At 42.6% G+C, this 14,574-nt stretch carries 14 protein-coding genes and 2 tRNA genes; 4 read left to right on the top strand and 12 right to left on the bottom strand.

Features of this window, described 5'->3' with window-relative positions; translation table 11 throughout:
* Window positions 1–5 precede the first annotated feature (5 nt).
* From Q0625_RS10320 to Q0625_RS10310, 3 genes are all read left to right on the top strand, one after another.
* Window positions 6–3,092 (top strand): type I restriction endonuclease subunit R, encoded by a 3,087-nt coding sequence (locus Q0625_RS10320; protein ID WP_298826751.1) that lies wholly within the window; start codon window positions 6–8, stop codon window positions 3,090–3,092.
* 92 nt (window positions 3,093–3,184) lie between these two features.
* A complete protein-coding gene (locus tag Q0625_RS10315; RefSeq protein ID WP_298826748.1) occupies window positions 3,185–4,270 on the top strand; it encodes a bifunctional 3-deoxy-7-phosphoheptulonate synthase/chorismate mutase type II in 1,086 nt (361 codons plus the stop codon).
* A 17-nt stretch (window positions 4,271–4,287) separates the two neighbouring features.
* The gene (locus Q0625_RS10310) at window positions 4,288–7,146 is read left to right on the top strand and encodes a DEAD/DEAH box helicase (RefSeq protein WP_298826746.1); all 2,859 of its coding nucleotides are present in this window, start codon (window positions 4,288–4,290) and stop codon (window positions 7,144–7,146) included.
* An 80-nt stretch (window positions 7,147–7,226) separates the two neighbouring features.
* Here the strand turns inward: Q0625_RS10310 and Q0625_RS10305 are convergent, their stop codons facing one another.
* The 3 genes from Q0625_RS10305 to panD form a co-directional block, all read right to left on the bottom strand.
* Window positions 7,227–7,670 carry a tellurite resistance TerB family protein gene (locus Q0625_RS10305; RefSeq protein WP_298826743.1) on the bottom strand — a complete coding sequence of 148 codons (444 nt, stop codon included), beginning with the start codon at window positions 7,668–7,670 and terminating at the stop codon, window positions 7,227–7,229.
* Between the two features lie 91 nt (window positions 7,671–7,761).
* The gene (locus tag Q0625_RS10300) at window positions 7,762–9,162 is read right to left on the bottom strand and encodes a Fic family protein (protein WP_298826740.1); all 1,401 of its coding nucleotides are present in this window, start codon (window positions 9,160–9,162) and stop codon (window positions 7,762–7,764) included.
* Window positions 9,163–9,226: 64 nt separating this feature from the next.
* Window positions 9,227–9,583: an aspartate 1-decarboxylase gene (gene panD, locus Q0625_RS10295; RefSeq protein ID WP_298826738.1), complete on the bottom strand. Its 357-nt coding sequence runs from the start codon at window positions 9,581–9,583 to the stop codon at window positions 9,227–9,229.
* A gap of 84 nt (window positions 9,584–9,667) precedes the next feature.
* On the opposite strand from panD, the gene Q0625_RS10290 reads away from it, so the two are divergent.
* Window positions 9,668–10,090 carry a hypothetical protein gene (locus Q0625_RS10290; protein WP_298826736.1) on the top strand — a complete coding sequence of 141 codons (423 nt, stop codon included), beginning with the start codon at window positions 9,668–9,670 and terminating at the stop codon, window positions 10,088–10,090.
* Window positions 10,091–10,146: 56 nt separating this feature from the next.
* Here Q0625_RS10290 and rplL read toward each other — a convergent pair whose 3' ends face one another.
* From rplL to Q0625_RS10245, 9 genes are all read right to left on the bottom strand, one after another.
* Window positions 10,147–10,524, bottom strand: coding sequence for a 50S ribosomal protein L7/L12 (gene rplL, locus Q0625_RS10285; RefSeq protein WP_009642430.1), 378 nt, complete (start codon window positions 10,522–10,524; stop codon window positions 10,147–10,149).
* Window positions 10,525–10,570: 46 nt separating this feature from the next.
* Complete coding sequence (gene rplJ / locus Q0625_RS10280; RefSeq protein ID WP_298826731.1) at window positions 10,571–11,089, bottom strand: 50S ribosomal protein L10; 519 nt, start codon at window positions 11,087–11,089, stop codon at window positions 10,571–10,573.
* A gap of 23 nt (window positions 11,090–11,112) precedes the next feature.
* Complete coding sequence (rplA, locus tag Q0625_RS10275; protein WP_298826729.1) at window positions 11,113–11,802, bottom strand: 50S ribosomal protein L1; 690 nt, start codon at window positions 11,800–11,802, stop codon at window positions 11,113–11,115.
* Between the two features lie 10 nt (window positions 11,803–11,812).
* Window positions 11,813–12,250, bottom strand: coding sequence for a 50S ribosomal protein L11 (gene rplK, locus Q0625_RS10270; protein WP_298826727.1), 438 nt, complete (start codon window positions 12,248–12,250; stop codon window positions 11,813–11,815).
* 33 nt (window positions 12,251–12,283) lie between these two features.
* Window positions 12,284–12,832 carry a transcription termination/antitermination protein NusG gene (gene nusG, locus Q0625_RS10265; RefSeq protein WP_298826724.1) on the bottom strand — a complete coding sequence of 183 codons (549 nt, stop codon included), beginning with the start codon at window positions 12,830–12,832 and terminating at the stop codon, window positions 12,284–12,286.
* Window positions 12,833–13,015 carry a preprotein translocase subunit SecE gene (gene secE, locus Q0625_RS10260; RefSeq protein WP_298826721.1) on the bottom strand — a complete coding sequence of 61 codons (183 nt, stop codon included), beginning with the start codon at window positions 13,013–13,015 and terminating at the stop codon, window positions 12,833–12,835.
* A 35-nt stretch (window positions 13,016–13,050) separates the two neighbouring features.
* Window positions 13,051–13,124 (bottom strand) — tRNA-Trp (locus Q0625_RS10255).
* A gap of 60 nt (window positions 13,125–13,184) precedes the next feature.
* Window positions 13,185–14,372: an elongation factor Tu gene (gene tuf / locus Q0625_RS10250; protein WP_298826718.1), complete on the bottom strand. Its 1,188-nt coding sequence runs from the start codon at window positions 14,370–14,372 to the stop codon at window positions 13,185–13,187.
* Window positions 14,373–14,441: 69 nt separating this feature from the next.
* A tRNA-Thr gene (locus tag Q0625_RS10245) sits at window positions 14,442–14,513 on the bottom strand.
* Window positions 14,514–14,574 lie beyond the last annotated feature (61 nt).

Below are 14,574 nucleotides of genomic sequence, written 5' to 3'. Positions count from 1 at the left end.
CTAACATGACCTATACCACCATCGCCGAAACCCAAAACTACATCGTCTTGGACGATTATACCAAGCTCTCTAAAGTGAGCGAGGCACCCACTACCTACCAAAGTGAGCATGCCTTAGAACGCGAATTTATCGAAGACCTCGTAGCACAGGGTTATGAATACCTACCACAGCTTACCACCCCAGAGGCACTCTTGGCCAATGTCCGTACCCAATTGCAGACCCTGAACCAAGTGGTCTTTACCAACGAGGAATGGAAACGCTTCTGTGAGGAGTACTTGGATCGTACCTCTGACTCTTTGGTAGATAAATCCCGAAAGATACATGACAACTATATCTATGACTTTGTCTTTGACGATGGGCATATACAGAACATCTACTTAATGGATAAAAAAGCCATCGCCCGCAACAAGGTGCAGGTCATCAACCAGTTTGAACAAACAGGCTCGCACGCCAACCGCTACGATGTAACCATCTTGGTCAATGGCTTGCCCTTGGTACAGATAGAACTCAAAAAGCGCGGGGTGGCCATTCGTGAGGCGTTCAACCAAGTACACCGTTATAGCAAGGAGAGTTTCAACAGCGAGAGTTCGCTCTATAAGTATTTGCAGCTCTTTGTCATCTCCAACGGCACCGATACCCGCTATTTCGCCAATACCATCAAGCGGGAAAAGAACAATTTTGACTTTACCATGCACTGGGCTAAGGCAAACAACGATCTGATTCGAGATCTGAAGGACTTTACTGCTACTTTCTTTCAGAAGAATACACTCTTGCAGGTGGTGCTTACCTATTCGGTATTGGATGTCAGTGACACGCTCCTTGTGATGCGCCCCTACCAGATTGCTGCTACCGAACGCCTTTTGTGGAAGATCAGAAGCGCCCACGAAGCCAAAAAGTGGAGTGCTACCGAGGGTTTTGGCTATATCTGGCACACTACAGGTTCGGGTAAGACCCTCACCAGCTTCAAGGCGGCACGGCTGGCGACCGAACTGGACTTCGTGGATAAGGTCTTTTTCGTGGTAGACCGCAAGGACTTGGACTATCAAACCATGAAGGAATACCAACGCTTTTCCCCTGATAGTGTCAATGGCTCTTCCAATACCAAGGGACTGAAAGAGAACTTGGAGAAGAAGGACAACAAGATTATTGTGACCACTATTCAGAAGCTCAACAACCTGATCAAGAGCGAAAACAACCTGCCTATATATACCCAGCAGGTGGTTTTTATCTTTGACGAAGCACACCGCTCTCAGTTTGGTGAAGCACAGAAAAATATCAAGAAAAAATTCAAGTATTACTACCAATTTGGTTTTACAGGTACGCCCATCTTTCCTGAAAATGCCTTAGGAGCGGAGACCACCGCTAGCGTATTTGGTAGTCAGCTACATACCTATATCATCACCGACGCCATTCGCGATGAGAAGGTACTCAAGTTCAAGGTGGATTATAACGATGTTCGTCCTAAGTTCAGCACCTTAGAGAATGAGCAGAACGAGGAAATGCTCAGCAGTGCCAAGTACAAGCAGCTGATGATGCACCCCCAGCGCATACAGGAGGTGTCCCAATATATCCTGCAGAACTTCCGCCTGAAGACCCACCGAGGGGTAGGGAGCAACAAGGGATTCAATGCCATGCTAGCGGTTAGCTCCGTAGAGGCTGCCAAAAGCTACTACCAGCAGCTTAACCTTCTGCAAAAGGAAAGTCCACACCCCTTGAAAATAGCCACGATCTTCTCCTATGCCGCCAACGAAGAACAACAGGCCAAGGGAGAGATAGAGGAAGAGAGTTTTGAACCCTCTGCTATGGAACTTACTGCTAAGGAGTTCCTCACCAAAGTGGTGGAGGACTACAATACAACATTCAAGACCAATTTTAGCTTAGAGGGTAAAGGGTTCGAACTCTATTACAAGGATCTAAGTGCGCGAACCAAAAACCAAGAAATAGACCTACTTATCGTAGTGGGTATGTTCCTCACTGGCTTCGATGCCCCTCGGCTCAATACGCTATTTGTAGATAAGAACCTTTCCTATCATGGCCTGATACAAGCCTACTCTCGTACCAATCGTATCTACAATGATAGCAAGCGCTTTGGCAATATTGTTACTTTCCGCAACTTGGAAGAGGAAACGATCAAGGCCATTAAGCTCTTTGGAAAAGAAAAGACCAAAGATGTCATCTTAGAGAAAAGCTACCAAGAATACTTGGACGGTTTCAAGGATATACTCTCTGGCAAGGAGCGCCGTGGGTATAAGGAAGTAGTCTCCCTACTCAAAGAGCAATTCCCGGATCCAGAGGAAATTATTACCAAGGCCGACAAAAAAGCCTTTGTTAAGCTCTTCGGGGAGTACCTGCAAATAGAGAATATCCTCCAGAACTATGACGAGTTCGCCTCCCTGAGAGACTTCCAAGCTATAGACAAGCAAGACCCTGAGGCGGTGGAGGCCTTCCGCCAAGCGCACTTCCTCACTCCTGAGCAAGTGACTACTATGCAACAGGTGGAACTGCTCAGCGAACGTACCCTACAGGACTACCGTTCCACCTATAACGATATCCGCGATTGGTTCTCCCGAGAGCAAGAAAGCGAAAAAGGGCAAACCCTCTTAGTGGATTGGGAAGATGTTGTCTTCGAGGTGGAACTGCTCAAGTCGCAGGAAATCAACTTGGATTATATCCTAGAACTCATCTTCGATGGGAAAGAAAAGGACAAAGACAGCTTAGCCGAGGACATACGCCGTATTATTCGCACCAGCATTGGCAACCGTGCCAAAGAAAGTCTTTTGGTGGATTTTATCTATCAGGCCAATTTCAGTACTATTGAAGATAAGCCTGCTATCATTGCCACTTTCTTTACCTATGCCCAAGAGCGACAAAAAGAAGAAGCCGCTGACCTTATCGCCCAAGAGAATCTCAACCCAGAGGCCGCCATGCGCTATATACAAGCCTCTCTACATAAGGGATACTCTTCAGAGAACGGAACCGACCTTACAGAGATACTCCCTAAGATGAGTCCGCTCAACCCTCAGTACCTGACCAAGAAACAAACGGTCTTCCAAAAAATCGCTGCCTTCGTGGAGAAATACAAGGGAATATAATTAATTGTCAATTATTAATTGTTATTTTTTTGTACTTTTGTCTCTTTGTACAACCTCTAACCCCTAAAACCTAGAACCTAACCTCTAACACAATGGAAATAACCAAAGCAAACCGAAAATGGCTCGATGACCTACACCTCTCCCACCCTGTGGTGATTGCAGGTCCTTGTAGTGCCGAGACCGAAGAACAAGTACTCAAAATCGCTCATGCGCTCAAAGATACCGATGTCACTTACTACCGTGCAGGCATCTGGAAGCCTCGCACCCGCCCTGGTATGTTCGAGGGCGTGGGCGCCTTGGGGCTTAAGTGGCTCGAACGTGTCAAAAAAGAAACAGGACTGAAGACCGCTACCGAAGTAGCCAACAAAGACCATGTAAGGCTCGCCTTGGAACATGATATCGACATGCTCTGGATCGGTGCCCGCTCTACCGTAAGCCCTTTTATCGTACAAGAAATTGCCGATGAGCTGAAGGGTACCGACAAAATCATTTTGGTCAAGAACCCTGTAAACCCTGACCTCTCTCTCTGGATAGGTGCCATAGAACGTCTTCTTAGGGCAGATATCCAAAACTTAGGTGTTATTCATCGCGGTTTCTCTACCTATGAGAAAACCCAGTATCGCAATATCCCTGAATGGCAATTAGTCATTGAGCTACAAAATAAGTTCCCCGACCTGCCTCTTATCTGTGATCCTTCGCATATCACAGGCAAGCGAGAGCTCATCTTTGATGTCTCACAAACAGCTCTTGACCTGAATTTCAATGGGCTTATGATAGAGACACACTGCACTCCCGACGAGGCATGGAGTGATGCTGCCCAACAGGTTACCCCTGAAAGACTTATCCAAATCATGAATGATTTGCGTATCCGCCAAATCTCCTTTGGCGAAGGTGACTATGCTTCACAAATTGCCTCCTTACGTTCACGTATTGACATAATCGACAATGAACTCTTGGAGCTGCTCAAGAAACGTATGTCCCTTTCCGATGAAATCGGTCATCTCAAAAAAGCCAACAATGTGGCGATCCTACAAAACACGCGTTGGCATGAAATCCTTGGCAAGATGATTCTTGAAGGTGAACAATATGGTCTTAGTGAGGAATTTGTAATAAAAATCTTTAAGGCAATCCACCAAGAATCTATCAACCGACAAGAGAAAATTGTCAAAGGAAAATAATCCACCACTGTTCCCTTATGCACCTCTTCTTTAACTTCACTTACGACACTGATTTCCAACTCTTCCTTCCGCATGCCTTCGTGGCTGAGCAACGGAATCATAGTTGGTACTTGCTCAAGAAGGCTACCGATGAGGTGCTTAAGAACAGTCCTTTGGATCTCTCCCAAAAAGAAAAAGAGGCTTTGGTGCTCACCCATAGCCTTGACCCTCTTCTATTACTTGAGAAATATACAGACAAAAAACATCCGCTATCTGAACGGTATAAGGACAAAGCTAAAAAGAAGTATATCCAACAACAAATAGAGGAAAAAGTCAACACCCTTCTGATCCTTATCGCCCAACATGGGTTGTGGCTCGTGGTGAACTGCCAAAAGGAACACCCCTTGGAGCGACAGCTGCTTACCCTTTCGGACAAGGTACTCCAACCTCTCTTGGAGTTTGAGAAAACGCATACAGGTATTGCCTATCGCCTATTCCTATTGGATAGGGAAAAATTGATTCCCTCTGAGCATACTATTACCCTACTAAGCCAAGAAGGAAGTTGGATTGTTATGGATCAGACCTTGGTACAGGTCGCCCCTATCAAGGCACTGAACCTTAAACCCTTTTTGGATAAAACAACTGTTGTTATTCCTGAGAGTACCATACCTGAATATTTCAACAAATTTCTCAAGGAAATTATCAAAAAAGTGGATATCAGCACCATTGGTTTTGATATTATTCAAAAACACCATTTGGTAGCCACTCATATAAAGTGGGTACATGATTTCCTGACCAATACCTACAAACTGTTTCTGTCCTTTGATTACGATGGGGTGATCTTCCATAGTAACCAAAGCCGAAGCCAACAATCCCACCTAGAGGTCTTACCCAATGGGGATATACAGATAGAACACTACAAGCGTAACCCCACCGAGGAAGCCGAGCGAATCCAACAGCTCGAAGCAGTCGGCTTTGTACAAGAAGATGGGAATTTTTTCATAAAAGATTCCTACCCCTTCGCTTCCTATTTCCATCTGCTCAAGCACAAGCAGACCCTTCAGGCACAAGGATTTATACTCTCTGATCTGGTAGTTAATAACCAAAAAGTAAATAACGAACCCTACACCCTTAGCTTTGGAGAAACCACCGAGACCAATGATTGGTTTGATATTCGCATGACTATTACTCAAGGGGCGCACCAGATTTATTTCTCGGAGTTTGTCAAGAACCTACGAGAGCAGAATCCACTCTATCCCCTACCTGACGGCACACTATTTGTTATTCCCAAGGAGTGGTTTGCCAAATATGAGAAAATCAGCAAGTTTGGTCGTGTCGTCCATCAGAAAATACAACTCCCCAAGAGCAACTATACCCTATTGGAGGACTTGCCCGAACTCAAGCCACAGAAGCCTAAGACAGAAATTCACTATACTCCCTCCCCTAACCTAAAAGCACAACTGCGCCCCTATCAGGCTGAGGGGGTCAAATGGCTCTTACAACATCATTACAATGGCTTAGGGGCATGCCTTGCCGATGATATGGGACTGGGGAAAACCTTGCAGACCCTTGCCCTTTTAGTGCATATACACGATAACCTACCCGAGAAGGAAAACCCTTTCCCTACCTCTATCTTTGATCTTGGCAAACCCCAAAAGGAAGCTCTCAAGTGCCTTATTATCATGCCTTCTTCCCTGCTATTCAACTGGTATGAGGAGATCAAGCGCTTTGCTCCACAGCTCTCCTGCACCCAATATGTAGGCCATGATAGGAAAGCAAAAGCACTCAGACTGTCCAACTACGACATCGTACTGAGCAGCTATCCCATTGTCCTTAAAGATGCCAAGCTACTAGAGCGCTATACTTTCCGCTATATCATCCTAGACGAGAGCCAACGTATCAAAAACAACAATTCCCAGATATTCAAGACTATTAGCGCCCTAAAGGCCGAACACAAAATCTCCCTTAGCGGTACCCCTATCGAGAACTCCCTATCCGACCTATGGGCACAGATGCAGTTTATCAACCCCAATATCTTGGGTACTTACAGCCAATTCAACAAGTATTTCCGTACTGAGATAGAGAAGAAGCACAACCCCATTGCACTGGAAGAACTCAAAGGGATTATTAGTCCTTTCCTGCTTAGGCGTACCAAGCAGCAAGTCCTAAAAGACCTCCCCGATATAGAAGAACAAATCGCCTATTGCCCCATGAGTGAAGCACAAGAGAAGTGGTACGAACAGGAAAAATCCAAAGTCCGTAACCAGCTTCTACGTATTGATACAGAGACAGATCCTGCCGCTTTCAAACTCAATGCAATCAATATGCTTACCAAGCTACGACAGATTAGTAATCATCCCAAGCTCATAGATCCGCAAAGTGAGATTCCCTCAGGCAAATATGAAGAGGTCATCAGCCACTTAGAACAGTTGTGGCGTGCAGGTCAGAAAACCCTTATTTTTAGCAGTTTTACCTCTCACTTAGCGCTTTATGAGGATTGGTGTAAAAAGGAAAAAATTAAGTACGTATTGCTCACAGGAGCTACTCCCTTGGAAGCACGAAAGATTGCTGTAGAACGGTTTCAAAATGATAAGGAGGTATCTTTTTTCTTTATCTCTCTCAAGGCAGGTGAAGTAGGGCTAAACCTCACCGCTGCTTCTTATGTATTATTGCTTGACCCTTGGTGGAATCCCTTTACGGAGCGACAGGCTATTGGGCGTGCTCACCGATTAGGACAAGAAAACAAAGTCAATGTTATTCGCTTTGTTAGCCGCAATACCTTAGAGGAGAAGATTATCCGCCTCCAACAGAGCAAAAAAGAACTCTCCGAACATCTTATAGAAGAAGATACCCTAAAGAACGATGCCTTAGAACACTTAGAAGAACTCCTTGAATAATTACCTATGACAAGTGACTAACTACTAAAAAAATGACCAATGAGTATGAGTCATTGGTCATTAGTCGTTTGTCATTAAGATTAAACCTTATTCTTTATGAGCATTACTTCAATAATAGAAATTGCGGTTTTTTCAGGTACAGTAAGCAATTCAGCTAGTTGGTTAATCATATCCTTTTCTTCATCTTCGAGTACTCCGTCAGAAGTAGCGATATCCACTGCACAAGCGAAGGCAGTAAGGCGAAGTTCAGAAGGAAGTGCTGCAGCTGATTTTTCTACCAAGCTACCTGGTCCTTCTTTCTTAAGGATGCGGAAAAGTTTGTCGAAAAGCTTGTCAAAAGCAGATCCTGAATAGCTATCATAGATGCTAAGACGGTTCATGTAATTTACAATCTCGTCCCATTCTCCACGACCTACGTTACCATCGGCACCTGCCATAGCAAGAGCGATCCCTGCAAAGGATTCTTGTTCGTTTAGTTTTACCTCCTCAGTTACAGACTGGAAGATTTTTCCGAATAAACTCATAAAACTTTATTTTTAAATACTCGGCAAAGATATAGAAAAAAAATGAATTAAAAAATATTTATTCCACTTTTTTATTGCCTTTTATTAATGATTAGCCGCTTGTCATTAATTGTAATGCCTCTTTTCCCTTTTCTGTAAGAAAATATTGCTGCTTGCTGCTGGTGGGCTTATTAGGAATAGTAAGTGCTACTAAACCCTCTTTTATAGCAGGATTAAGGTAGTTTTTTCTAAAATATTCTCTATCAGACAATCCTAATCTATTTTGTAAATCCTCCCTGTGATGTACTCCCTCAAATACACTCAACAAGGATTGTACTTGCGGGGTACTTGCGGGGTACTTGCGGGGTACTTGCGGGGTACTTGCGGGGTACTCGGAGGATACTTGTATGGTTGTTCCTTCCTGCTGCATCAGTGCTTGCAAATCTTCATCTATAGGAAGAACGACTTGTAAGAAATTATCCATGAACTTAAACTGTTCTCGACTATAAGTCTGCAGAATACGCGGAATGCCCGACCCTAAGTGCTCCACTAAGTCTAAATCCCTATAGATACGCATCAACTCTTTATTTCGCGGAATAGATGCTCCTGAGAAAAACTCTTCTTGTGAAATTCCATGAGGAAGCCCCCCACAGGAGGTAATAACCAAGCGATCTTTGAAAATTTCAAACTTGGGAGCTACCTCATAGGTGTAATCATTATGCACAAAAGCATTGATCACTGCTTCACGAAGTGCTACTGCATTCCAAAGTCTGCGTTCTATACGCTCCTTATGAGTAATCTTGGCAAAGGTACGATTCTCTATATTGAGCTTATCTAAAACCTGTTGGGTTGCCTTGATCAGTGACTCATGTCCATATTCTTCATTTTGAACCAAATCCAACTGATTAATCCCTACATAACGTGCTACCCTTACAGATATATTATTGATATCGTTCATCAGGTAAGCAACATAATTATAATCCCCATCATCGTTTAAAAGCTCTAAGTTCTTAGCAAACTGTTCGTTAAGTGTCTTCCCCTTAGATTGGTAATAGATATGCAACTGCTGAAAACTCAAATCTTTCTTGGGTGACCTAATTCTTGCTATGGAATTAAGCGTCCGCTTGACAAATAATGCCTCTATCTGTTTCACAGGCATGGGCTCGGAGGCACTTCCTATACGTATGAAAGCCCCCTTTTCCGAAAGCCCATATTTCTTAATGTAGTAAGGTCGCTCATAGCCCATAAGCACAATAATTTTGACAACATCTTTCCCCTCTCTCTTCTCTGCAAGTATATCAAAAAGTCCCATACAAGAAGGAACTATATTATTCTTAAAACGATCTTTCAGTTCCAGCTGCAAAGTATCTGGTGAAGTTACTCCAACTGTATGTCCCTCTTTGTCTATACCAATATAGATAGCCCCTCCTTCACTATTGAGAAAGGCTACTACTTCTTTCTCTAGCTCTGGAGTTGCTTTTTGCTTGTATTCTATATGTTTGGTTTCTAACATGATCAACACTATTAATTATCAATTATTAATCATACAAAGCAAATTGATAATTAACAATTGATAATTAACAATTAACTAATAGGTTTGTTCGCTCATCAGGGAAGATGACAGTGGGCTGGAAGGTCTTAGCCTCCTCGAAATCCATTAGTGCATAGGATATGATAATAACAATATCTCCTTTTTGTACTTTTCGCGCTGCAGGCCCATTGAGGGTGATAGTACCTGAATTGCGCTCGCCACGAATGATATAAGTGTCAAAGCGCTCACCATTATTGACATTTACAATGGAGACTTTTTCCCCTACGATAAGGTTAGCTGCCTCCAAAAGGGCTTCATCGATAGTGATGCTCCCTATATAATCCAAGTCCGCTCCTGTTACTTTCACGCGGTGGATTTTTGATTTTAATACTTCTATTTTCATAGGACAAAGGTAAAAAATATTTGGGATTACTCCCATTTTTTCTTTAATTTTTGTATTTTTGTTCTCTCAAGCTAATGACTTCTTATGAAAAAGTTACTCCTGCTATCACTGCTTATGATAAGCTGCAAATCCTATGTTACTAAAATCCCCTCTGACACGGAACTCTCAATCTATACCAACTTTATGGCGAAAAACCCTCACAGAGTAGTTCTCTTTGTAGAGCATGGTCTCTATTATAAGGTAGCTCAAAAGTATCCTCCCTATAAGGAAGCAAAAGAGCGTATATCCTCTTTACTCCCGGCTGCTTCCAAGGATTGTCTCTGTGGATTTACAGTGAAAGGTGGTTTTGTAAGAATAGACGCCAAGAAGTCTTGGATTATTGATATAGACCAACTCCCTACTATCGCTGCCTTGGTATTGTACGGAGGCAAGGGAAAGCCAGAGGTGGTGACCGATCCCAAGCAATTCGAGAAACGCTTACGCAAAATGTGGAAAGTCTCTCAATAAAAAATCTCTTCCCCTGTGGGGAAGAGACTTTCGTATTGTAAAAACTAAGAAAAGAATTATTTTAATTCTACTTCTGCACCAGCTTCTTCTAGTGATTTCTTAAGGTTTTCAGCATCTGCTTTAGAAATACCTTCTTTCACTTTAGAAGGAGCTCCATCTACTACTTCTTTAGCTTCTTTTAGTCCAAGACCAGTAAGGTCTTTTACTAATTTCACTACTGCCAATTTGTTAGCTCCTGCATTTTTGAGGATTACATCAAATTCAGTTTTTTCAGCAGCAGCTTCTCCAGCGCCAGCAGCAGGGCCAGCAGCTACAGCTACAGCAGCAGCTGCAGGTTCTATACCATACTCATCTTTAAGGATTTGAGCAAGCTCGTTTACTTCCTTAACTGTCAAATTTACTAATTGTTCTGCGAAATTTTTCAAATCTGCCATTTCTATCGTTTTTTAATGGTTTATAAATAAAATTAATGTGTGTGTCTTACTGACGTTCAGAGAGTGTTTTAACAATTCCTGCAATCTTTCCACCTCCTGATTTAAGAGCTGAAATAACATTCTTAGCAGGCGATTGCAAGAGGTTGATGATATCTCCGATAAGTTCCTCTTTGGACTTGATAGCCACTAGTGTATCCAATTGGTTATCACCTACGAATACGGCTTCTTCTATATAAGCCCCTTTAAGAAGGAGTTTGTCGGATTTTTTCTTGAAAGCCTGAATGAGCTTTGCAGGAGCATTTCCTACTTCAGCGAACATAAGAGAGGTATTTCCCTTAAGTACAGAAGGAAGTTCTCCAAAGTTCTTATCGGAAGCTTCCATTGCTTTAGCAAGGAAAGTGTTTTTTACTACCGATAATTTTATATTTGCTTTGAAACAAGCGCGACGTAGGTCAGTTGTTTCTTTTGCATTAAGGCCTGTGAGGTCTGCCAGATAGATTACATGATTAGCTGCTAACTGTGCGGTTAAATCCTCTATTATTACTGATTTTTCTTCTTTTGTCATAATCTTCTTTTTTAACTACGTTGTTAGACTACTTTTGTATCTACTGCGACACTTGGGCTCATAGTGCTTGAAAGGTAAATAGATTTTACATAAGTACCTTTAGCGGTGGTTGGTTTTAGCTTAATAAGGGTTTGGAGAAGTTCGTTAGCATTCTCTGTAAGTTTCTCAGCAGAGAAAGATACTTTTCCGATAGCGGCATGTACAATACCTGTTTTATCCACACGGAAGTCAATCTTACCAGCTTTTACCTCTTGAACAGCCTTACCGATTTCCATGGTTACAGTACCTGTTTTAGGGTTAGGCATAAGCCCACGAGGACCGAGCACACGTCCCAAAGGTCCTAATTTACCCATTACAGCAGGCATAGTAACGATTACATCTACATCGGTCCAACCGTCTTTAATCTTTTGTAGGTACTCGTCCAATCCTACATAGTCAGCACCAGCAGCTTTTGCTTCTGCTTCTTTGTCTGGAGTTACCAAAGCAAGTACGCGTACGTCCTTACCTGTTCCGTGAGGAAGGGTTACTACACCACGTACCATTTGGTTTGCTTTACGAGGGTCTACTCCTAATCTTACTGCGATATCCACAGAAGCGTCGAACTTAGTAAAAGAAATCTCTTTTATCTTCTTGCTTGCCTCTGCAAGGCTATATAGTTTGTCAGCTTCTATTTTAGATAAAGCCTCTTTGTATTTCTTTGTTAGTTTTGCCATAGTCCGTCAATTAAAAAGGTTTATCTCCAGTGATTGCGATACCCATAGAGCGCGCAGTACCTGCTACCATACTCATAGCCTTCTCAATAGTGAATGCATTGAGGTCAGGCATTTTATCTTCCGCGATAGCACGTACTTGATCCCAAGTGATATTGGCTACCTTTTTACGGTTAGGTTCTCCAGAACCTCCTTTTGCTTTGGCTGCTTCCAATAGTTGAACTGCCGCAGGTGGGGTCTTGATAACAAATTCAAAAGATTTGTCTTTGTAAACAGAGATAACAACTGGTAATATCTTACCTGGCTTGTCCTGTGTACGCGCATTGAATTGCTTACAGAACTCCATGATGTTAACTCCAGCAGCCCCCAAGGCAGGTCCAACCGGTGGCGAAGGATTCGCAGCACCTCCCTTAACTTGTAGTTTAACTACTTTGTGTAATTCTTTTGCCATTGTTCAACTTTAATTTAATTCTATCTAAGATTTTTATATTTTTTCCACTTGTGTATAGCTAAGTTCAAGTGGGGTTTTTCTACCAAAAATTTTGACAATCACTTCCAGTTTGCGTTTCTCTTCATTGACTTTTTCTACAGTTCCTGTAAAGCCATTGAAAGGTCCATCTATTACCTTGACAGATTCGCCTACTGCATAAGGAATGACAACTATTTCTACCTTTTCTTGCAATTCATCCACGATACCGAGCATGCGATTCACTTCTGATTTGCGGATAGGAGTAGGAGCACCGCCCTTGGTTTCACCTAAGAAGCCTATTACTCCTGATATACCTTTGATTATGTGGGAAATCTCTCCTGAGAGGTCAGCCTTAACCATGACATAGCCAGGGAAGAAGACTCTTTCTACATTAATCTTTTTCCCATTACGTAGCTGTGGTACCTTTTCGGTAGGAACAAGTACTTGTTCTACATAGTCGGCATACCCTAAGCGGCTAATTTCAGACTCTATGTAGTTTTTTACTTTGTTCTCTTGACCACTTACAGCACGTACTACATACCATTTTTTTTCAAGGACTGCCATTTAGAAAATTTTAAATATCTGTGCGATGAAGCTCTCAAATATGAAATCAACTCCAGCGATAAATAAGGAAAATACAACGGAGAAAATGGTTACTACCCATAATAGGCGTTGCGCCTCTGCAAAGGGTGTCCAAGTAACATTCTGTGTCAATTCTGCGTAAGATTCTTTGATATAATTGATCATTACTTTCCGTTTTATAAAGTTTGTAAAAACTATCTTGGCACGGGTGGAGGGATTCGAACCCCCATCAACGGTTTTGGAGACCGCTATTCTACCCTTGAACTACACCCGTATAAAAAGAGTTTTGTTGCCAAAACCCTTTTTTATTTATTAAACAATTAAGTTACCTTAATTAGTTAAGAATTTCAGTTACCTGACCAGCACCTACAGTACGACCTCCTTCACGGATAGCGAAACGAAGACCTACGTTAAGAGCGATTGGTTGAAGCAATTCTACAGTGATAGTAAGGTTATCTCCAGGCATTACCATATCTACTCCTTCAGGAAGGTTGATAGTTCCTGTAACGTCAGTTGTACGTACGTAGAACTGAGGACGGTAGTTATTGTGGAATGGTGTGTGACGACCACCTTCTTCTTTTTTCAAGATATACACCTCAGCTTTGAATTTATCGTGAGGTTTTACAGAACCTGGTTTGCAGATTACCATACCACGACGGATATCTTTCTTATCGATACCACGGAGGAGGAGACCTACGTTATCACCAGCTTCACCACGGTCAAGGATTTTCTTGAACATTTCTACCCCAGTGATAGTAGAGGTAAGTTTGTCAGCTCCCATACCGATGATTTCAACTGCATCACCAGTGTTAGCAATACCAGTTTCGATACGTCCTGTAGCTACAGTACCACGACCTGTGATAGTGAACACGTCCTCGATAGGCATCAAGAATGGTTTATCAATATCACGTTGTGGAAGCTCAATCCAGCTATCTACTGCATCCATAAGTTGCATTACAGTATCTACCCATTTTTGTTCGCCGTTAAGCGCACCAAGAGCAGAACCTTGGATTACAGGACCATTGTCACCATCGTAATCATAGAAAGAAAGAAGTTCACGTACTTCCATTTCTACAAGTTCCAATAGTTCAGGGTCATCTACCATGTCCACTTTGTTAAGAAACACAACGATACGAGGAATACCTACTTGGCGTCCAAGAAGGATGTGCTCACGAGTTTGTGGCATAGGCCCATCGGTAGCAGCTACCACAAGGATAGCACCGTCCATCTGAGCAGCACCAGTAACCATGTTCTTTACATAGTCGGCGTGTCCTGGACAATCAACGTGTGCATAGTGACGGTTCTTAGTTTGATATTCTACGTGTGAAGTGTTGATGGTAATACCACGCTCTTTTTCTTCAGGAGCGTTATCAATAGAGTCGAAACTTCTCGCTTCGGAGAGACCTGCATCAGCCAATACTTTAGTAATAGCAGCAGTCAAGGTTGTTTTTCCGTGGTCAACGTGTCCAATAGTACCAATGTTAAGGTGCGGTTTGGAACGGTCAAAATTCTCTTTTGCCATGTTTAAATAATTTTAATCTTAGTTATAGAAAATCAATATATAAAGGTATGTTATTATATACTACAAAAGAGCCAATGACGAGATTTGAACTCGTGACCTCTTCCTTACCAAGGAAGCGCTCTACCCCTGAGCTACATCGGCTTAAAGAAAAGAGCGGGAGACGAGGTTCGAACTCGCGACATTCAGCTTGGAAGGCTGACGC

It is taken from the genome of uncultured Capnocytophaga sp., assembly GCF_938029845.1.
Classification (GTDB): domain Bacteria; phylum Bacteroidota; class Bacteroidia; order Flavobacteriales; family Flavobacteriaceae; genus Capnocytophaga.
The sequence above is the reverse complement of the archived record's forward strand: the minus strand, read 5'-3'. Positions and strand labels throughout refer to the sequence as shown.